At 34.2% G+C, this 18,563-nt stretch carries 21 protein-coding genes and 2 pseudogenes; 7 read left to right on the plus strand and 16 right to left on the minus strand.

The window, feature by feature from the left end; all coding sequences use genetic code 11:
- Nucleotides 1–103: 103 nt before the first annotated feature.
- A complete protein-coding gene (locus tag ACX5JI_RS20620) occupies nucleotides 104–1,003 on the plus strand; it encodes an SMP-30/gluconolactonase/LRE family protein (RefSeq protein WP_459502898.1) in 900 nt (299 codons plus the stop codon).
- Complete coding sequence (locus ACX5JI_RS20625; RefSeq protein WP_459502899.1) at nucleotides 1,000–1,704, plus strand: class I SAM-dependent methyltransferase; 705 nt, start codon at nucleotides 1,000–1,002, stop codon at nucleotides 1,702–1,704. Before ACX5JI_RS20620 ends, ACX5JI_RS20625 begins: the two co-directional genes overlap by 4 nt.
- Before the next feature lie 71 nt (nucleotides 1,705–1,775).
- Here the strand turns inward: ACX5JI_RS20625 and ACX5JI_RS20630 are convergent, their stop codons facing one another.
- Nucleotides 1,776–2,144: a hypothetical protein gene (locus tag ACX5JI_RS20630; RefSeq protein ID WP_459502900.1), complete on the minus strand. Its 369-nt coding sequence runs from the start codon at nucleotides 2,142–2,144 to the stop codon at nucleotides 1,776–1,778.
- Nucleotides 2,145–2,155: 11 nt separating this feature from the next.
- The gene (locus tag ACX5JI_RS20635; protein ID WP_459502901.1) at nucleotides 2,156–3,325 is read right to left on the minus strand and encodes a ParM/StbA family protein; all 1,170 of its coding nucleotides are present in this window, start codon (nucleotides 3,323–3,325) and stop codon (nucleotides 2,156–2,158) included.
- Between the two features lie 207 nt (nucleotides 3,326–3,532).
- Between ACX5JI_RS20635 and ACX5JI_RS20640 the strand changes: the two are divergent.
- A pseudogene (locus ACX5JI_RS20640) lies at nucleotides 3,533–3,937 on the plus strand (hypothetical protein).
- 61 nt (nucleotides 3,938–3,998) lie between these two features.
- Here the strand turns inward: ACX5JI_RS20640 and ACX5JI_RS20645 are convergent.
- The 4 genes from ACX5JI_RS20645 to sleB form a co-directional block, all read right to left on the minus strand.
- Nucleotides 3,999–4,511 (minus strand): GNAT family N-acetyltransferase, encoded by a 513-nt coding sequence (locus tag ACX5JI_RS20645; protein ID WP_459502902.1) that lies wholly within the window; start codon nucleotides 4,509–4,511, stop codon nucleotides 3,999–4,001.
- A gap of 145 nt (nucleotides 4,512–4,656) precedes the next feature.
- Nucleotides 4,657–5,253 (minus strand): YhcN/YlaJ family sporulation lipoprotein, encoded by a 597-nt coding sequence (locus ACX5JI_RS20650; RefSeq protein ID WP_459502903.1) that lies wholly within the window; start codon nucleotides 5,251–5,253, stop codon nucleotides 4,657–4,659.
- Between the two features lie 26 nt (nucleotides 5,254–5,279).
- Entirely contained in the window at nucleotides 5,280–6,620 is a 1,341-nt protein-coding gene (gene ypeB, locus ACX5JI_RS20655; RefSeq protein ID WP_459502904.1) for a germination protein YpeB, read from the minus strand.
- 15 nt (nucleotides 6,621–6,635) lie between these two features.
- Entirely contained in the window at nucleotides 6,636–7,391 is a 756-nt protein-coding gene (gene sleB, locus ACX5JI_RS20660; RefSeq protein WP_459502905.1) for a spore cortex-lytic enzyme, read from the minus strand.
- A 145-nt stretch (nucleotides 7,392–7,536) separates the two neighbouring features.
- Here sleB and ACX5JI_RS20665 point away from each other — a divergent pair, with 145 nt between their 5' ends.
- The gene (locus ACX5JI_RS20665) at nucleotides 7,537–7,869 is read left to right on the plus strand and encodes a YqzG/YhdC family protein (protein WP_459502906.1); all 333 of its coding nucleotides are present in this window, start codon (nucleotides 7,537–7,539) and stop codon (nucleotides 7,867–7,869) included.
- A gap of 238 nt (nucleotides 7,870–8,107) precedes the next feature.
- Here the strand turns inward: ACX5JI_RS20665 and ACX5JI_RS20670 are convergent, their stop codons facing one another.
- The 7 genes from ACX5JI_RS20670 to kynU form a co-directional block, all read right to left on the minus strand.
- The gene (locus ACX5JI_RS20670) at nucleotides 8,108–8,455 is read right to left on the minus strand and encodes a VOC family protein (RefSeq protein ID WP_459502907.1); all 348 of its coding nucleotides are present in this window, start codon (nucleotides 8,453–8,455) and stop codon (nucleotides 8,108–8,110) included.
- 190 nt (nucleotides 8,456–8,645) lie between these two features.
- Nucleotides 8,646–9,290, minus strand: coding sequence for an alpha/beta family hydrolase (locus tag ACX5JI_RS20675; RefSeq protein WP_459502908.1), 645 nt, complete (start codon nucleotides 9,288–9,290; stop codon nucleotides 8,646–8,648).
- Between the two features lie 138 nt (nucleotides 9,291–9,428).
- Entirely contained in the window at nucleotides 9,429–10,355 is a 927-nt protein-coding gene (locus ACX5JI_RS20680; protein ID WP_459502909.1) for a serine hydrolase domain-containing protein, read from the minus strand.
- A gap of 221 nt (nucleotides 10,356–10,576) precedes the next feature.
- Nucleotides 10,577–10,804, minus strand: coding sequence for a hypothetical protein (locus ACX5JI_RS20685; RefSeq protein ID WP_459502910.1), 228 nt, complete (start codon nucleotides 10,802–10,804; stop codon nucleotides 10,577–10,579).
- 125 nt (nucleotides 10,805–10,929) lie between these two features.
- Entirely contained in the window at nucleotides 10,930–11,769 is an 840-nt protein-coding gene (gene kynA, locus ACX5JI_RS20690; RefSeq protein WP_459502911.1) for a tryptophan 2,3-dioxygenase, read from the minus strand.
- A gap of 38 nt (nucleotides 11,770–11,807) precedes the next feature.
- The gene (gene kynB / locus ACX5JI_RS20695; RefSeq protein ID WP_459502912.1) at nucleotides 11,808–12,437 is read right to left on the minus strand and encodes an arylformamidase; all 630 of its coding nucleotides are present in this window, start codon (nucleotides 12,435–12,437) and stop codon (nucleotides 11,808–11,810) included.
- A 3-nt stretch (nucleotides 12,438–12,440) separates the two neighbouring features.
- On the minus strand, nucleotides 12,441–13,727 hold the full coding sequence (gene kynU, locus ACX5JI_RS20700; RefSeq protein ID WP_459502913.1) for a kynureninase: 1,287 nt from the start codon (nucleotides 13,725–13,727) through the stop codon (nucleotides 12,441–12,443).
- A gap of 160 nt (nucleotides 13,728–13,887) precedes the next feature.
- On the opposite strand from kynU, the gene ACX5JI_RS20705 reads away from it, so the two are divergent.
- On the plus strand, nucleotides 13,888–14,538 hold the full coding sequence (locus tag ACX5JI_RS20705; RefSeq protein ID WP_459502914.1) for a TetR/AcrR family transcriptional regulator: 651 nt from the start codon (nucleotides 13,888–13,890) through the stop codon (nucleotides 14,536–14,538).
- Here the strand turns inward: ACX5JI_RS20705 and ACX5JI_RS20710 are convergent.
- Nucleotides 14,513–15,487 (minus strand): annotated as a pseudogene (locus ACX5JI_RS20710) (alpha/beta fold hydrolase). The gene ACX5JI_RS20705 and the pseudogene ACX5JI_RS20710 overlap by 26 nt on opposite strands.
- 273 nt (nucleotides 15,488–15,760) lie before the next feature.
- Between ACX5JI_RS20710 and ACX5JI_RS20715 the strand changes: the two are divergent.
- The gene (locus ACX5JI_RS20715; protein ID WP_459502915.1) at nucleotides 15,761–16,093 is read left to right on the plus strand and encodes a DUF1904 family protein; all 333 of its coding nucleotides are present in this window, start codon (nucleotides 15,761–15,763) and stop codon (nucleotides 16,091–16,093) included.
- 427 nt (nucleotides 16,094–16,520) lie between these two features.
- Here ACX5JI_RS20715 and ACX5JI_RS20720 read toward each other — a convergent pair whose 3' ends face one another.
- Nucleotides 16,521–17,198, minus strand: coding sequence for an HAD family hydrolase (locus ACX5JI_RS20720; protein WP_459502916.1), 678 nt, complete (start codon nucleotides 17,196–17,198; stop codon nucleotides 16,521–16,523).
- A gap of 284 nt (nucleotides 17,199–17,482) precedes the next feature.
- On the minus strand, nucleotides 17,483–17,722 hold the full coding sequence (locus ACX5JI_RS20725; RefSeq protein ID WP_459502917.1) for a DUF3977 family protein: 240 nt from the start codon (nucleotides 17,720–17,722) through the stop codon (nucleotides 17,483–17,485).
- A gap of 198 nt (nucleotides 17,723–17,920) precedes the next feature.
- On the opposite strand from ACX5JI_RS20725, the gene ACX5JI_RS20730 reads away from it, so the two are divergent.
- Nucleotides 17,921–18,472, plus strand: coding sequence for a hypothetical protein (locus ACX5JI_RS20730; RefSeq protein ID WP_459502918.1), 552 nt, complete (start codon nucleotides 17,921–17,923; stop codon nucleotides 18,470–18,472).
- Nucleotides 18,473–18,563 lie beyond the last annotated feature (91 nt).

Raw genomic sequence — 18,563 nt, forward strand, 5'->3', positions numbered from 1 at the left:
TTTACAACATCCCTGTTGTCAAATTTTTCTGAAATAAAAGGTGTGTGATCCCTTTTCAGAGAATATGTATTTAGGTTAGCCTTATAGAAAGGAGAAGTATATATTGTTAGAACAATTAGAATTAATTCTCGATGCGAAAGCCAGTCTAGGAGAAGGTCCTTGTTGGGATGAACAGAAACACCTACTATACTGGGTTGATATTCTAGAAAAAAAGTTATTGATATATAATCCTATTACAAATATAAATCGCGAAATTTCATTCGACCAACAAATTGGATGTGTCGCTTTAGATACATCTGGCGGAGTTATATTAGCAATGGAACGTGGTTTCCATTCTCTTAATCTTGAAACAGAGGAATTAAAACTTATTCATGACCCGGAACCTCATTTACTAGAAAACCGCTTTAACGATGGAAAGTGCGATCCTGCTGGTCGTTTTTGGGCCGGAACGACAGATTTATATGGCGTCAATGCAGCCGGTTCTCTCTATTGCTTACATACTGACTTTAGTGTGGAAAAGAAATTAAAAAATGTTAACACATCAAATGGTTTAGCATGGTCACCTGATCATACCTATCTTTACTTTATTGATACGCCTACCAAAAAAACAGTCCGATTTGAATATGATCTACATACAGGGAATATCTGCACCCCAATAGATGTAATATGTATACCTAATGATGAAGGACTTCCAGATGGTATGACAATTGATAAAGAAGGCTATTTGTGGATTGCACATTGGGGCGGCGCAAAAATTACAAGATGGAATCCAAGAACTGGAGAGAACGTGTTGACTGTTCCAATTCCATCCCCCTATGTAACTTCCTGTACTTTTGGAGGATCCAACTTAACAGAATTATATATTACTACTGCCCGAACAAGAATGGATCCAGATCAATTAAAAGTTTACCCATATGCTGGTGGCGTATTCCGAATAAAAACACAGGTGAAAGGCTGCCTGACTTATCGGTTTAATCATAAGAAATCGCAGGTGAAAAAATGAATCGAATCGCATACATTAGACAAGAAGAAAAAAAGTATCATGATTTTTGTTATGAACAATATAAATTATTCGAAGCCGGCTCTTGGCTTTACAAACCAGTAAAAACAGTAATAGATATGATGCGTTATTTTGAAGGCAAGGATCAAGTGAAAGTACTTGATCTCGGTTCTGGGGTTGGGAGAAATAGTATACCAATTGCAAAAAAGATCATTCATAATGGTGGAAAAGTTACATGTGTCGATTTATTGGACTCTGCACTAACAAAATTAAAAGTAAATAGTGAAGAACATCATGTCATCGGCGCCATCGAAATCATACAAATAGAAATTGAAAATTATAATATTGAACCCGAAAGTTATGATTATATCGTTGCGGTATCTAGTTTAGAACATGTTCCATCAAAAGAATCTTTTGATAAAGTACTCTTATCCATGAAAAATGGAACGAAACATAATGGTATCAATTGTCTAATTGTAAATTCTCAAGTTCAAGAAATCGATTTAACAACGAACGAGGAACTTGACCCTTTAATAGAAGTAAACCTTTCTACTGAAATGATGATGAATACACTTCGGAATATGTATGCAGGGTGGAAAGAAATTCAAGTAGAAGTTAAAAACTTGACGTATAACATCATGCGTAATAATAAATCAGTTCAACTAAAAACAAATGCGGTAACTTTTGTTTTTCAGAATGCATAACTGCAAAATAAATAATCCCCTCCACTTACCTCATATGTACAGTGGAGGGATTGAGTATTCTTTCATACGTGTTAAAAAAAGGGGCAATCTAGTTCATCAGTTAATACCCACGGCTTATCTTCTATACATTTAGGAAACTCTTCCTTTTTCATATCTACACTTTCAGTAAACTCTTTCTTTTTCATCGTTACGTTTTTGAAAGGATTTACTTCAATTTTAAACATAGGAGTAGGTTCAATGTAAACGGAAAAAACATGGCTACTTGGTAATGTTTTTGAAACATCAATATCTCCTACTTGTTTAAACAGTTGCTGGACACCGTATAAAAAAAAGTTTGTTATATCAGATTGCTTATTAATCCAAGTAATCATTTCTGGAGACACAGATTTATTTAAATGTATTTTCACCCGATCACCACATTTATACTTCTTACGCCGCATGTTCACACCAACTAACTAATTGTTAAATTCGTGAACCCTAATTCTTTTTGTTTATGTTCTCTATACCGCGGTGAACATGTGTAAACTAATAATCCACGTGCATTAGTAAATAAAGGATTATCTACAAATGTTACATTTTTTAAACGACCTTTTTGTTTTAAAATAAGTTGCAAACTATTTTTAATGATAACCGCTCCACCACCATAGATAAATACATATGGATCATCTTTCATATCATCAATTTTATTAATAATGTCCGTCGCAACCCGTGCGGCTAATCCTAGAAATGCTTGTTGAGACTCTTCCACTAGCATCGTGTGTCTCGGGTGTTTCTCATTTAAATAAATTTGATTAAACTCTGTAATGCTATCTATTGTTTTTGTTGGATGCTTCCGATTCCATCTTGTAATAATTTGTAATAAAGTTTCTTTCACTCCATAGGACAACCCTTTACTTAATTGTGGTCTAAAATTCACTCCAAATGAAACTACTTCTTCAGTTGTACCAGCACCTATATCAAAAGATAATAATGTTTTGTCAACGAAATCAATCTCAGTTGTTTTATTTTTTTCATCTTCTACTTTATGTTTTAAGACATTACCATCTTCATCATATACGAGTCCCCACGTTCCAGATGCTCCTTCAGGTAAACATTTACAATATTCAATGGATACATTTATCGTTACATCTCTTCCATTGGGATAATGGAAAATAAGTTTATGATTCCCCATATAACGTTTCGCATTTTCTGCCGCGACTTCCTGCGTAATTGTTTGCATTGGAAGAGCGACCGATAAATCGTAGCGAATATTAATATGGTCTAATTTCGGACTATGACGCATAGCACCAACTGCTAAACCTGATAAAATCGTAAGAACCATTAGTTCATCTGTAGATTTATCAGATTTCTTCTCTACTTCCGTCCCTTTTAACTGATCATTGATAACCTTTTGCCCAACAATGTACCGTACGTTATTTAACATGAGCGATGGTGAATTTATCGTTACATCAATATGATTTTCCACTTCAGTTATCGGTACATCTTCCTCATCCAATAAACCTGTCGTCTCTCCGATATATAGCGAATATATACTTGGGATATAAATTGGATTTTGACCTTTTACCATTAATTTCAAACCATTATTTCCAGCGTCTGCACCCGCTTTTAAAAGTATGGACATATTTACCCCCCATTTTAATCTGACATCCCTTCAAAATATATGCGATTCATCCCCCCGACATTCAAAACAAATAAAAATCTTTGTAATTTTTGTTCTTTTAATGCGAGGAAAAAAACGATTTTTTGTAAAATATGTTTTACATTATTTTCTATCATTTTATACTATTAAGTGTAAAGAGTTTTTTACACTTTTAAAGCGGTGAATAAGATGAATCATAAGAAATTTATTTTTGTAGTTATTGTACTATCGTTACTTAGCATACTCGTCTATAGTGCATATACGTATATAACCGACGGAACGATTCTCGGAGGAACTATATTTGGAGGCTCTCTCATACTTAGTTATTTATTAAATCATATTACATGGGGCGATCCAAACGGTGTCTCAAAAGAAAGTCAAGATGAGATGGGATAATATATTACATCTACAAGTTTCAAAATTGGGTATTTTGTGTTGGTTGTTATTATGTTTATTTTAGTGATGTGGTCAGAAGGATTTTCTGTCTTATATTCACTTGATACTATTCAAAACCTCCCTTTATTTATCGCACTTTGTTCTTCTTTTATTGTGATTCCCCTTGTAGAATTGATTGTTTCAAAGGGGTACCAATAAATATGTACAAAAAAAGAGAAGGCTTGTCCTTACGCAGGAACGCCTTCTCTTTTTGGTTCTATCATGCACTCTCATTATCTATTTTATGAATAGGTAAATATAATACAAGTTGTCTTCCAATAGGCCCCATTCTTCTTTGATCTCTATCTTCAAATCCTACTTTGAAATACAACTTTTGAGCAGGAATGTTCCTTTCGTTTACAGCTAGTACAATTTCATTTTTATCTGAAAAATGAGATGACACAAAATGATGTAATAGCGTTAATCCTTTTTTGGCATACCCTTTCCCTTGTTCTTCATAATGAATAGAAAAAGACGTTAAAAGTAATGCATGCGGATTACCTGTATATTCTCCTACCCTTTTTCCTGATTGTAATGCAAACACTCCAACTGGTTTTTGATTTGCGGTAATGACAACAACGTTTCGGGTTGGGTCTTTCTTTGCTTTTTCAAGTAAGTCCCTCGGTTTTGCTGTAAATTGTACTTGTTCACTAGGTAAAGTAAATGCTTCAATTGTTGTTTTATATTGTTCATCATATGGAATAAGCTGAATATTTTCTGTTTGTAAACTCATTTTCGTTTCCTCATTTCTTCTCATTACTCATTTAAACGCCATCTCTCCTCCTAACTATTATTAAATCATATATCACCTCTTCGATAAACAGAATATTTGAAACAAAAAGAATATCCCGCATTTGCATAACACGGGACATTCTTTATTATCTATTAAGATGATTATTTGATTGATCCTCTTGTTCTTTTCTTAATTCATTCTCTTCATCTTTCGGTAACTGTTTATCATTATCTTTAATTGGATCCGTTTCTTTATTTTCAATCATATCATTTGGTACTTGTGGCATAACACGTCCAACAATTGCAGCAAGTTCATCAAGAATTCCTTCGCCGTTTTTCCCGCGCTTCATTTGATTCCCCATTTGCTTTAATCGCTCATACGTATCAATATCAGCAACAACAACTGCATTTGCACCATTTGGATCATGTTTCAAGCTTTCTGCAACCGAATATTTGATTGATTCTACGCGAGAACGATCCAATTTCGCTTTCACATCTATACCAACAACAGCATATTTCCCTATAACAACCGCTGTCGCATCTTTCACTCCTGGTATGCTAGCAGCTAAAGATGCCAAATGATCTGCTACTTTCTCATTCGGTTTATTTTTATCATTTGTATAACTGACATTTTTCATCGATACATTTTTTTGTTCTGGTTTGTCTTGTGGATTATCTTTCTTTCCGATGCTACATCCAGTAATAGCAAAACAAATCATAAGCATGTATATAAGAAGTTTCATTATTTTCACCACTTTATCATTGATGTTTAATCATAAATTTTCTCTACAGCCTGCATCTTCTTCACTTTTTCTTCTGTTCCGTTATCCGCATTAATGAAAATTTGGTACGTATCTTTTCCTAATGTCCCAACAAACTCATAACATAAAACTTCTTTATGAATGTCATTCACAACAATTGCTTGACGCTCTTCCATTACTTTAACATCTGGATTGATTTTCTTTCTCGCCTCACCAGCTGTTAACTTTGCTTTTGGAATCGTCCGTTTTTGATGCGATGCTAAATATTCTTTTGCAGAAAAACCAACGATTGATCCATCGTCTAAAGCGATTTTCATTTGAATCGCTTCTGGATAAATACGTACATTTTTTTCATTCACTACGTACGTAAACACACCTATATTATCGTATTGTGAACTATCATAAAGCTCCATGTTAGCAAATTTATGATCTTTCAAGAAAGCTGACCCTTTACTTCCTGCATCATTCAAACTAATTTTTTGTTCTTTAATCTCACGGTTATTCATTACCCAAATTGGATACCCACCTTTTCCCGTGATATCCATATAAAATTCATTTTTTGTTTCAGGATCTTGAATTTTCACGCTGTAAAAAGATTCTTTTGCTCCTTTTCCACTCTTTTCAACTTCTACTTTTTCATTCCCTTTCAAATTTAAAAATGATTTAGCGATTTTGACTGCTTCATCTTTTGAAATCGCTTTACCTGTCGCTTCAAAGCCACCTTTTTTATCTTTCTGCATGCTTGTAAAGGTTGGACCAAAATTATTTGAAGAATAGGATGAGACGTTCTTTTCAACCGTTTTAAGTCCATCAATGATCGTGTTATCTGCTGGATCTTTATTCGATGCAAGTGCAAGTTCTACATCCATCCAGCGTAAATTATTTTTCAAAACGAGATGCTGTACTTTTCGGAGCTCATCTTGAATGTTGCCAGCATTTGAATATAGGTTTTGCAATGTTTTATATTCTTGCTCATTTAAAGGCTCTTTCTCTAAGTCACGAATTGCCGTACGATAACTAAAATCACCAATATTCGCTAGAAATTCTTCCGTTTTATTAAATGGCATTAACGTTAACGGAAGTTGTCCTACATCAGAACGAGCTTCTGATGTTAAGCGCCACACATCTGCTAGTGCCGGTGATAAAGATGTTCGTGAATTCATTGCGAGTGTTGTTCCAATTTTATCGTGTAATAGATCAACCTCATATGCTAAATCATGAAAAGCACGCTGATAGCTGTTTTCGGCCCGTATTAATACCGCATTTTTTTCTTGATGTTCTTTATATCCCCAGTATCCTGTTCCAACTACGCCAATTGTTAACAATACAATGATAATACCTCTTAACATTTTTTCACCTCCGCTCTATTTACAGAAAATATGTTTTCCAATTTTTTTAATTTGTGGTCGACTCCAAATCCATTTACTCGTTGCCGTATCTGGATTGAAATAATAAAGCGCATTCCCAGTAGGATCCCAGCCGTTAATCGCATCTAATACAGCCTTTTTCGCTGTTTCATTTGGTGTTAAATAAATTTGTCCATCCGCAACTGCTGTAAATGCACGCGGTTCGAAAATAACCCCAGAAACTGTATTCGGGAATGATGCACTTGTCACGCGGTTCAAAATAACTGCCGCAACGGCAACTTGCCCTAAATACGGTTCACCACGAGATTCGCCATAAACCGCATTCGCCATTAATTGAATATCATTTTGCGAATAACCATTTGGTACATTTGTCCCCTTATTCTGAGCTGGTTTATTACTTTGTCCACCTGTATTTCCTTTATTCGCCGTTGATTTTTCATACTTTGTTGCTTTTGCTAGCATTTGCTTCGTCTTAGCACCGGCTAAGCCATCTACAGGTAAACCAAACTTTTGTTGAAAGTTTCGCAATGCCCAATATGTACCCCAACCAAACACACCATCTACTTTCCCTGTATAAAACCCGTTATATTTCAGTCGAGACTGTAATTCAATGACATCTTCTCCAGAAGCCCCTCTTTGAATTACTTGATTAGAAAAAGCTTGGACATTTCTTGTTTGCCCGCTACTTACAATGAGAGACATACCGACTAATATAAACAAAATCAGTATTTTAAAAATGGTCTTTTGATGCATACATTACCCTCCTTATTTCCAACAATGATTTCATGGTTATGTTTTGTAAATACAACGCTTTTATGTAAAGAAGACAAAAAAATCCAAACTTATATGATTTAGACTGCATGTACACAATAAGAAAAACGACTAAAAGGAGTTTATTATGAAGCGTATTTTTACATGTTTCGTGTTATGTATTATATTTGTTGCAGCATACAGCAATACATATACTCATTCTGCTATCGTTTATGCCCAACCACCATATGCAAAATGGGGTAAACTTGCAGTTGAAAAAACGAAAGAAAAATATCCAAAAGCGCAAATTATTGATTACCTTCATATCGGAAGAAAACCGAAGACAGTGAACATAACAGTTGAAAAATTTAAATTATGGCTGCGTGAAGCTGGAAAAGAGTATGGTGTGTTTGTAGATGTAGAATTTGATACGAAGACGGAGAAGTTTTTGAAGATTACATTTCAAAAAACGAGCAGATAAAGGGAAACATCTATGGTTAAGTAGCTGTAAAGTTTTCATATAAAGGGTTCGGATTTAAAGTGTACAATTAAAAATAAATGCAAAAGAGGTGCAATTAGTTAAATATATATAAGGACAATTAGTTACCTAAATATAAAGCCTGTATCTTAAATTACCAAGTAGTCATTGATACAGGCTTTTTTATGTTCCTTATTATACTAATGCACCCGTTAGCTTAACAGAAAATGATTACAACCCACTATTTCTCCCAAAGCTCGACGAGTCGACCTTCAGGATCTTTAATCCAAATAAACTTTCCAAATTCACTAATCTCTTTTTTCTTTACAAGAGGTACACCAATATATTCAAGATGCTTAATAGTCTCATTTAGATTATGTACTTGGAAATTTAACATCACTTGTTGTTCTGTCGGAAAATAACTGTCATTCTCGGTAAAGAAAGAAAAGATAGTCTCATTTCCTAATTGAGGTTTAATCACAGTCCCATTCCAATTTTCTATTTCAATCTTCAACACTTCACTGTACCATTTTTTTGTAACATCAAGATTCTTAGTTCTCCAAAATATTCCTCCGAAACCTTTTATCATCGTATCTAACTCCTGTCTGTCTTTACATTTTTAGTTTTTCGATTATTGTTAAGTTCCTTCTTCAGCTAAACTGCCTCATTATCTGTTTGTGCTTCTCTAATGGATATAATCTCATGCTGTTTATCTTTTTATTTATATATCTTTAATAAACAGAACTTCTTTTGCCCAAATTACTGAACCTTTACTATTACTAATTTGTCCTAACGGTTTCTTGAAGTTTTTCCATTACCCTTGATACAGCTACAATGGAAGTTGTTGTGTCAAATTCTTCAACATCTAAGGAATGGTTTGCATTTTTGATAACATCAATCTTTACATTTGATTTACTTAATCGGTCAATTTGGTTTGAGTTGTAATGACGGTCTTTATCCCCGATAACTAAAAGTCCTTGATGGTCACTACTTAAGATTGAGTCAAAAATCGAATCAAACGTTAGTAAAGGGGTGAGTAAAATCATTTTTGACTTTAAAAATGCCTCTCTCTTCATTAAGTCATTCGCAATTGGAATGGTTCCGAGTGATTTTCCTAAAAAAATGAAATTGTTGTATTGTCCACTTTTTACAACTTCTGAAATGACAGGGTTAATATCATCCATCATGATTGCAGTTATTTCTTCAATCGTTTTTTTCATTGTTTGCTCATCGTAGGAGTAATGAATATGGACAACATCGATTTTATGTTGGAGCATGACCATTGTCGAGTAATAAAACAAAGGTTTATCGTAATTGTAACCTGAACCGGAAAACATAAAGCAAATCATTTTAGAACCTGTTTCTATATGTGTATAACGAATTACTTTGTCGTTTGTTTGTATTTCCTTTTTATTCCCCTTCATCCGATCTCCCTCCAGAATTGTTTGAATATTACACTTTTTGTATATTGTAACATAAATCATCTCTTGTTTTATAAAAAAACTTTTGACGGGATCTAGCTGCTATGTAAGAGTACCAGTGCCTGCTTTCCTTTTCTATTGTCACTCTTCATTCATTTTTGAACAATTTTCTTGTAAATGACTTATAAATAATTTAAGTGGTACTAATCCTCGCTTAGGCATGTTACTACTAATTACAGCTACAAGTTCTAACTTCGGAATGATAATGATATATTGTCCGCCATATCCCATAGCAAAGTACATACAATACGGTATGTGAAATCTTTCATTTTCTAGCACCCACCAATGATACCCGTATGCCCCAACATGTTCATATGTTAAAAAGTGATTCTTACTTGATTGTTCAATCCACCCTGAAGAGACAATCCTTTCTCCATTCCAGTAACCATCTTGTAGACATAATAATCCTAGTTTTAATAAATCCTCCGCCTTCATTTTCATACCAAATCCACCAACATAAATCCCCTGTGGATCTTGTTGCCATTCATACTCAGTGATTTGTAAAGGATTGAATAGATGTTCCTTTGCGAATTGTTCCGTTGTCCTCCCAGTTGCAACTTGTAATATATAACTTAACAAATGTGAAGAACCTGAATTATAATTCATTTTCGTTCCTATCTCTTCTATCACCGATTTCTGTAAAATATATTTTACCCAATCATCTGATTCGACAAAATCATTTGGAAATACAACACCATCACCAAACTCTTTCCAATCTTCACCTGTTGTCATTGTCAACAAATGATAAATGGTCATTCCCTGCTTCTCTTTCGGGACATTCGGAATCCACTTTGCTATAGAGGTATGTATATCATTTATGTATCCTTTATCTATTGCGATACCAATTAAAATCGATACGATGCTTTTCGTGATCGAATTAATTTTATATAAATTGTGTGCACAGTCTGCTTCTTTATAATACTTTGTCGTTAATTCCCCTCGTTGATATACAAGGAATGCATTCACTTTCTTTTTCATGAACGCATCTTCTAATTTATAAAAATCCAATTTACGTTCCTCCAAATATATATTGTTCTTATTTATTTTACTATGTACTTAAATGAAATATATATTTCTATCGCTGTGTAATTTCAAAGAAGCATTCTATTTTCTATATAACACATAAAACTTATTCAGTTATACACTGCTACTTTCTTTACATATTTTATTCCAAACGAATAAAATAGAAAAGGTATCTTGCTCTATTACACACAAGATACCTTTTTTATTTATTTCTTTCTAAATTCTAATATTGGATTTTTATCGCTTAATTCAACAAAGAAAGGAAAAATAAATAAGAAAAGAAGTCGTAACATTTCACTTGAAAAATGAAACGTTTCTAATGATAAGTACTGCCTTTGATAGCAATGTGGACAATCTTTACCATTGTTTTGAAAATAAAGAGACCATACATCCTTCGCTGTCCATCTCGCCTTGCAATACGTACAACGAGTCACAAAATTCCTCCTATCTTTTTATCCAATCTTCGAACTTTTTTCGGAATATGATATCTTCATTATACATAATCACAAAGAAAAAAGTACAACACTCTTCAACAGATGTTGTACTAGCAACTATCATATTACAACTTCGTCCGCACATTCCAAAGCTCTGGGAAAAAGCGTTGCTCAAGAACGCGTTTTAAATACGAAACACCAGATGATCCGCCCGTTCCCATTTTGTGTCCGATGATACGTTCTACTGTTTTCATGTGACGGAAGCGCCACTGCTGGAGCCAATCTTCAATATCGATTAACTTCTCTGCAAGCTGATATAAATCCCAATATTTTTTCACATCAGAATATACTTCTACCCAGGCTGCTTCAACTGTCGCATCTTCCTCATAAGGCTGTGTCATATCACGATTTAATACGTCTTTATGAATTGGGAACCCCTCTTTTACAAGTGCCTGAATCGCAACGTCATAAAGACTTGGCGAATGAAGTGCTTTATGCAAACGCGCATGTAATTCGGGATCTTTTTCATAAATTTTTAATGCGTGAGGTGTTTTATAGCCAAGTGCATATTCAATCATACGATATTGATACGATTGAAATCCTGATGCTTGACCGAGCGAATCACGAAATTCAATATATTCAGACGGCGTGAGCGTCGCAAGAATATCCCAAGATTGGATGATTTGCGATTGAATTTTCGAAACGCGCGCAAGCATTTTAAAAGCGGGTGCTAATTTTTCATTTTGGATAGATTCAATTGCCGCATTCAGTTCATGTAGTATAAGTTTCATCCAAAGTTCACTTGCTTGATGAATGACGATAAATAACATTTCATCGTGATGATCAGAAAGTCTTTTTTGACTTCCTAGTAAGCTATCTAACTGTAAGTACTCACCGTATGTCATATTCTCTTTAAAATCTGTATGAATGCCTTTTTCCATAATCACTTTTTCATTTTCCTTCATAGCAAAAAACACCCCTTCTATACATCATCTATCTACTATTATAATGGTCTTATTACAGCTCGAACTGGACTCCCATCCGCATCTGCTAGCGCAAGTGGTAAAGCAATCAGTTCATAATCTCCGTCTTGTACATGATCTAAAACAACATTCTCTAAAATATGAATGCCATGCTGAAATAGTTGGTGGTGCGCTGCTAATTCTTTATCGTCTAACGGGTCTACAGAAGGTACATCTACTCCAATTAACCGAATACCCTTTTCAGAAAGAAACGGTGCGATATCGGCACGTAAATATGGTATTGTTTTTGGAAATTCTTGTGCATTTCCATGTGAAGAGGTCCGAAGTAATAGTCTCTTTACACCATCTAAAGAGAATACCTCCAATTCTTTTGCGCCAATAGTCTCGATACCTGACACATCAATAATTCGAGCTTTTCCAACATAGACGTTCACATCTAACTCTGATACCTTTTTTCCATTGTTATCAAAATGAAATGGTGCATCAATATGTGTACCTGTATGAATACTCATCGTTAATTTCCCAACATTAACAGATCCACTTTGCTCTTTTGACCATGATACTTCATATGAAAAGGGTGTATCTCCTGGCCATGTCGCAATCTCATTATTTAATGGTTGTGAAATATCAATCCAGTCAGACTCTTTCATCGTTTACGCCACAACCTCTCGCTTATTTTCAAATTGTTTATATTCTTCATCTTTCATAACCTTTTTCAATATTTGCACAGACTTCCACACTTCTTCATACGTATTATATAAAGCAACTGGCGCAAGACGCACTCCATTTGGTGCACGAAAATCAGGAATCACTCCATTTGCCTTTAAAGCTTTACAAATACGTGCAGCTTCTTGATGTTCTAAATATATATGTCCTCCGCGCTTCTCATCTTCTAATGGATTTCCAATTGTAAATCCCATATCCTTCAATTCATAATGGATTAAATCTAGCATATAGCGGGTAATATGTAATGATTTTTTGCGCAGCCTTTCAATACCAGCTTCTTTGAAAATCTCAAGGGAGCCAATTAATGGCGCTGTACTTAGCACATGCGGCGTCCCAATTTGATATGCCCCGGCATGATCAGCTGCCGTTAATATATGCTCCATATCAAATTGCTTATCTTTTCTTGAACTAAACCAGCCAGAAAGACCAGGAAGACGTTCGAAATGTTTTTTGTTTACATATAATCCCGCAACCCCACCAGGGCCTGCATTTAAATATTTATAATTACACCATACTGCGAAATCAACATCCCACTCTTTAAAATCGTGCGGAATGGAACCAATTGAATGACATAAATCAAAACCAATAGGAATGCCACGTTTATGTGCTTCAGCTGTTAATCTCTTCATATCAAGAATTTGGCCACTTCGATATAATACAGCTGGTAATAAAATTAATGCGATATCATCAGTCATTGCATCAATAATATCTTCTTCTTGCAGCATTCTGCCATCTCGGCTCTTCACGCGGACAAGATGTTCATCTGGATCTAGCCCTTTTAAACGAATTTGACTTTGCAAAGCATAAATATCTGATGGAAACGTTAATTCATCCGCAAGAATTTTTGTTCGAATCCCTTTCGGTTCGTAAAACGTCGCAATCATTTGGTGAATATTTGTTGTCGTGGAACCGGTTACAATTACTTCTTCGGGTAAAGCGCCAACAAGTGGAGCCGTGAATTCTCCTAATCGCTCTGAAAGAAAGAACCAAGGATGTTCCCCCTCTGTCCATCCGTCAATCCCATACTCTTTCCACGAATCTAGCATCGTAAGTAAAGACTTTTCTGCTCTTTTCGAAAGTAATCCTAATGAGTTTCCATCTAAATAGATTGTATCTTCTTTTTTATAAAATTCTTTTTGAAATCCTGCAAGTTCATCATGCTTATCACACAGCGTCGCATATTCATAAGATGGTTTAAATGGCTCTTGATACATTCTTTCACCCTCTTTTAATTTTCTTTTTATTCTAACTAGTTGAAATATATCACTATAAATGACATGACGTCAATGATATTATGTCAGTTGACTTTTTACGTTGTATGCAACTAGAATAAAGTTGTATTTTCTGATTTTTCAGTGTAAAGGAGTGTCCATTTTGGAAAAAGATTCACTTTCATTTAGACAACAACGATCTATAGAAACGAAAAAGAAATTATTAAAATCCGCTCGGAACGTTTTTTTAGAAAACGGCTTTCAAAAAACAACAATCTCTCAAATTATTAAACATGCTGAAACTGGTTATGGCACAGCATATGTTTATTTCAAAAACAAGGATGAGCTCCTAATGATTCTAATGGAAGACGTGATGAAACGTTTTTACAAAGTAGCTGAACGATCTTTTTGTCCGCAAACAAAAAAAGAAGCTCACAATATGATTCAAAATCAAGTGCGAACTTTTTTACAATTAGCTGTGGAAGAAAGAAACATGCTACAAATCGTGGAAGAAGCTATCGGTGCATCAAAAGAAGTACACAAAAAATGGAATGAAATTCGCGAACGTTTCATTAGCCGCATTATACAAGATATTACCTATTCTCAAGACCACGAATTAGCAAGAAATGAATTAGACAAAGCTATTGTAGCGCGTGGCTGGTTCTCTATGAACGAGATGTTTCTATGGGAAATTGTTCGAAATGAGAAGGAAATAGATTTAGAGAAAATTGTGTATACATTAACAGAGCTGTACACAGCAGGGTTATATAAAAACCATTCCTATAGCACTATCTTAGGATGCGGCGACGAATAAATTCAATTGTGTCAAAAGCGATTTTCTTACGTCTTAGTACAATACCTGCATGACCAGTATGATACATATATCGCGTTGGTTTATCCCAAGAACTCCATAAATAATCGGTATCTTGAAAATGCACATATTGATCATACTTTGCGGCTATTAATAAGATGTTTTCTTTATTCATTATTGGCATTGCTTGATTCGGTTCAATAATTTTCCAATGCTGCACCAATTCTTCATACGTCACACCATGAAACTCTAAATCAGCTCTAATAAATTTCCCAGGATTTGTGTTCCATATCGAATAGGACAATCTATTGGCATAAAATATCGAAACGAGCACATCTATTTCTTGTTCAACGAGCGCGGTTAAATTTGTAATAAACCCGCCTAAACTAATACCAATTAATATAACCGGTCCTTTTTTATTCCTTTTTATCCAATTAATCAATGTTCTTATATCTATTACAGCTTACTGAGCTGCGTGAATGGTTCGCTTTATATTGGCACTAATCATATACTCTCCACTATATGAAGATTGTTTCGGTTCTCTTTCAAAATGATATGGCAGTGTGAAATAGTACATATTCCATCCCAATTTCTTTACTTGATCATGAAATATCTTTTTCACACGATCATTGGAATCCATTCTCCATCCATGTACAAAAATAAGGTTGGGAGCATCTTCATTTTTATGGAAATAAACTTCCCCGGCTGCAATGTCATTTTGCAAAAAATCAGATTGCAGCGCACTTTTATACTTAAAATGCCCTATATCGTAGTTCTCCTTTGCGGATTTATTCAAATTAAAGGAAATATCAGTTGCATGTAATTGATAAAAATCCTCTAACCTTTCTTCCATTTTCATTTTCAAAGGGTTTTGTGTAAATTGAAAATCCTTGCTTTTTTTCTTATGTAAATCATATAAAGCGAGTTGATCTATCATTTTCCATATAAACATATTTCGTCTCCCTAAAATGTAAATCCTCTTTCTATTTTTACTCAATTGCCATTATAAAATATTTCTTGCGGATATGGCAGAACTAATTTTGGTATTTCACTTCTTTTAAAACATTGCAGTTTTAAAGACTCTCCATCTATCATCATTAACTCCCCACCTATTTGCTGGTTCTATCGCACCTTCACGCAAATTGAGGAGGGAGTCTTCTGTCGGAAAATGATAAATTGTGCTATGATGTGAATACATATAAAGCTATCTAAAGGAGGGATTCACATGCCGCATGTTGTGTTTCGTGGAATTACTACTGAACAATTAAAGAGCATAAGCAAGCCATTAGTAGAAGAGCTCGCAGAGATTTGTGAGTGTGGTACGGATAATTTTACGTTGGAACTACCAAGTTCTACGTTTGTATTTAATGGGGAAGAAATAGAAGCGTTTCCTCTTATTGAAGTGAAATGGTTCGAGCGTGGCCAGGAGATTCGTGATCAATTTGCCAAGGTCATTACTACATATGTAATGGATTTTGGACTTCCAGAAGTAGAAGTTGTATTTACGGTTTTCACAGAATCAGCATATTATATTAACGGGAAGCATTGTGCAAGTTAGAGCTATTTGAAAGATTTTTGTAACATTTATGAGAGCGTAATGAAAGATTTGTTATGTATGTGGGATCACCACACATACATCAACTTAAGAAAACAGGTCACCCCCAAAAGCTTTTTCGTTACAAGAAAGCCTAAAAATTTCGTTCTGGAGGTGTAATAAAACTTTAGCTTGATAGGTATGGGGTACCGCCAACATTACAAAAATTTTGTACGCTAAGACATTTTTCGAAAATCCCCCCCTTATTTTTCTACGCTAATCAGAAAAATAAGGGGGGGATTAAGGTCTATTATTTTTAGGTTTTAATTTCTGAATAATGTAATATTAACCTAAAGCTCACGTTAGTCCAACAACGATTTAGTCATTACACATCTTTTCAATATTATTAAGTTCTATCTTTTCTCCTGTTCGATAATCATTTTTATTGTTTTTACTCATTATAAAAATATTGTGGCGTAAAATAACTTAATAAACTATCAAAAGAATGGATCTCGGCATATGGTTTTATTTCCGTATCATTCTTGATCATATGAGGGTTGAACCATATGCCCTTTATATTTGCATGTTGACAACCGCTAATATCCTTTTCTATGTCATCTCCAACGAATAATGCGGCTTCCGGTTGCACATTAAGCTTATTTAGGGCTAATTCAAATATGCGCTTGTCAGGCTTACTAAACCCCACTTCTTCAGAAATAATTATTGTATCAAAACAACTATTTAAATGAGTGTTCATGATTTTAGCTTTCTGTCTCTGAGTTGAGCCGTTTGTTATAATCGCAACTTTAACTTGCATCTTTATAGTATTTATGATATTCATAGTGTTTTGGTTTATAGAAAAACAACGAGGGAAATTATGATTCCAAAAATCTTGAATGTAATTGCTTGGCAATCTATATTTTGGTGGAAATTCATCAAAAAATGATTCCAAAACTTTTGTTTTATCACTATGTCCATAGCTTCTTTTATCATACTCCTTGAATTTTTGTAACATTTCGTTTTTCAACGAATATTTAACATCCTCATAAAATTTTTCTAAAATAATTAAAAACATTGTATCTACTGCCTTATCCCTATTAAGTAACGTATCATCTAAATCAAATAGCATTGCTTCATAACCTCTCAAATAACTTCACAGCCTTTCTCATATTATATAAATAATTCCTAGTTCGTATCTTCAAGTTTTTGGTTACGTAAATAGTGTGCTAAATTCTAAATGACAATGTTTTAAAACAATGTTTCGATAATGAAAAAACAGAATTTATTTTAACTTCTTCTGAACTCACTTATTGGATAACAGAAACGTTTCACATTGACCGAAACTTATATGAAAATGCGGTGGAAATCTATAAAGCGAAACACAAAGAGTAATAATTACGTTTCGTTTATGTTCTATAAATCACTCACAATCCCTAAAATAAACTTATACTCATTCCGCTTCTTTTTCATCTTCTTAAACCCTTCCTTCGAGTCTAAAATAAAGCATGTTCTTCGAAACCAAACTCGTATATAAAAAGATTCAAAAGCAATTGGCTTCACAATGCCTTTTTGTTCAAACTCAGTTCCATCTTCTTTTTCTATCTCTGTTCGAACGAACCACCTATTTCCAATCCCAATTTCTATGTATTTCACTCTTAACACCTCTTTATAACTGAGCTTAACTTCCTAACGAGAAATGTTTTACTATTTCCCTGGTAAGCGCATATTGTGACAAGTTCTCTATTTTTTCTACTTCACGAAAACTAGCAATAACCACCTTTATATAGGAAAAGCCTTTACCATAACGAATTACAAAAATGAGTACAATTTTTCAAAGGAGATATACATGTCATGAATAATCAATTTACTACTCTACTAAATGAGATGATCTTTATAGAAAGACAATATCAATTTCAACATCCCGATGTCGTTCTCTATCATCCTGGCCATTACACTGAATTAAATGAACAAATCATCAAATTATTTCATGAGGAAGGGTTTAAAACGATTATGATTCCAAGTGTCCATAATACATTTTTACATGCAAATGAATTTATCTTTCATAAAGAAATGCTAGTTAAATTAGGAATTCCGGAAGAACTAGTTATTCCCATAACAGGAGAAGCTATTACAGCTACCGATGTTATAAAAAACGCAATGCTTCATCTATCAAAAACAGCAGAAAACAAAACTATTTTATTAGCAGGGAAAACCTTTTTTATGAAGAGGTTTTTGCTGATTGCAACTGCATTCGCTACTCGCAACATGAAAATTGATGTTCTTCCATTGCAAGATAATAGAAACATTACGAAAAACACGTGGTACTTAACTGAAATAGGCCGGAAAAGAGTATGGAATGAATATCATATGATTTCACAATTCCTAAACGAACACTACAGCTGACTATTCTCCCTTTCTCATATACTCATATTTCCTTTCGAGTAGGTTTTACTATTTCCCCGGTAAGCGCATATTCCGACAGAACGTGCGCTTA

The sequence above is a fragment of the Bacillus sp. C1 genome (assembly GCF_054570475.1).

Excerpts from the sequence above, each read along its gene's own strand:
- ACX5JI_RS20625 (WP_459502899.1), top strand. The coding sequence starts at position 1,000 with ATGAATCGAATCGCATACATTAGACAAGAAGAAAAAAAGTATCATGAT.
- ACX5JI_RS20630 (WP_459502900.1), bottom strand. The coding sequence starts at position 2,144 with ATGCGGCGTAAGAAGTATAAATGTGGTGATCGGGTGAAAATACATTTA.
- ACX5JI_RS20635 (WP_459502901.1), bottom strand. The coding sequence starts at position 3,325 with ATGTCCATACTTTTAAAAGCGGGTGCAGACGCTGGAAATAATGGTTTG.
- ACX5JI_RS20645 (WP_459502902.1), bottom strand. The coding sequence starts at position 4,511 with ATGAGTTTACAAACAGAAAATATTCAGCTTATTCCATATGATGAACAA.
- ACX5JI_RS20650 (WP_459502903.1), bottom strand. The coding sequence starts at position 5,253 with ATGAAACTTCTTATATACATGCTTATGATTTGTTTTGCTATTACTGGA.
- ypeB (WP_459502904.1), bottom strand. The coding sequence starts at position 6,620 with ATGTTAAGAGGTATTATCATTGTATTGTTAACAATTGGCGTAGTTGGA.
- sleB (WP_459502905.1), bottom strand. The coding sequence starts at position 7,391 with ATGCATCAAAAGACCATTTTTAAAATACTGATTTTGTTTATATTAGTC.
- ACX5JI_RS20665 (WP_459502906.1), top strand. The coding sequence starts at position 7,537 with ATGAAGCGTATTTTTACATGTTTCGTGTTATGTATTATATTTGTTGCA.
- ACX5JI_RS20670 (WP_459502907.1), bottom strand. The coding sequence starts at position 8,455 with ATGATAAAAGGTTTCGGAGGAATATTTTGGAGAACTAAGAATCTTGAT.
- ACX5JI_RS20675 (WP_459502908.1), bottom strand. The coding sequence starts at position 9,290 with ATGAAGGGGAATAAAAAGGAAATACAAACAAACGACAAAGTAATTCGT.
- kynA (WP_459502911.1), bottom strand. The coding sequence starts at position 11,769 with ATGAAGGAAAATGAAAAAGTGATTATGGAAAAAGGCATTCATACAGAT.
- kynB (WP_459502912.1), bottom strand. The coding sequence starts at position 12,437 with ATGAAAGAGTCTGACTGGATTGATATTTCACAACCATTAAATAATGAG.
- kynU (WP_459502913.1), bottom strand. The coding sequence starts at position 13,727 with ATGTATCAAGAGCCATTTAAACCATCTTATGAATATGCGACGCTGTGT.
- ACX5JI_RS20715 (WP_459502915.1), top strand. The coding sequence starts at position 15,761 with ATGCCGCATGTTGTGTTTCGTGGAATTACTACTGAACAATTAAAGAGC.
- ACX5JI_RS20720 (WP_459502916.1), bottom strand. The coding sequence starts at position 17,198 with ATGCTATTTGATTTAGATGATACGTTACTTAATAGGGATAAGGCAGTA.
- ACX5JI_RS20730 (WP_459502918.1), top strand. The coding sequence starts at position 17,921 with ATGAATAATCAATTTACTACTCTACTAAATGAGATGATCTTTATAGAA.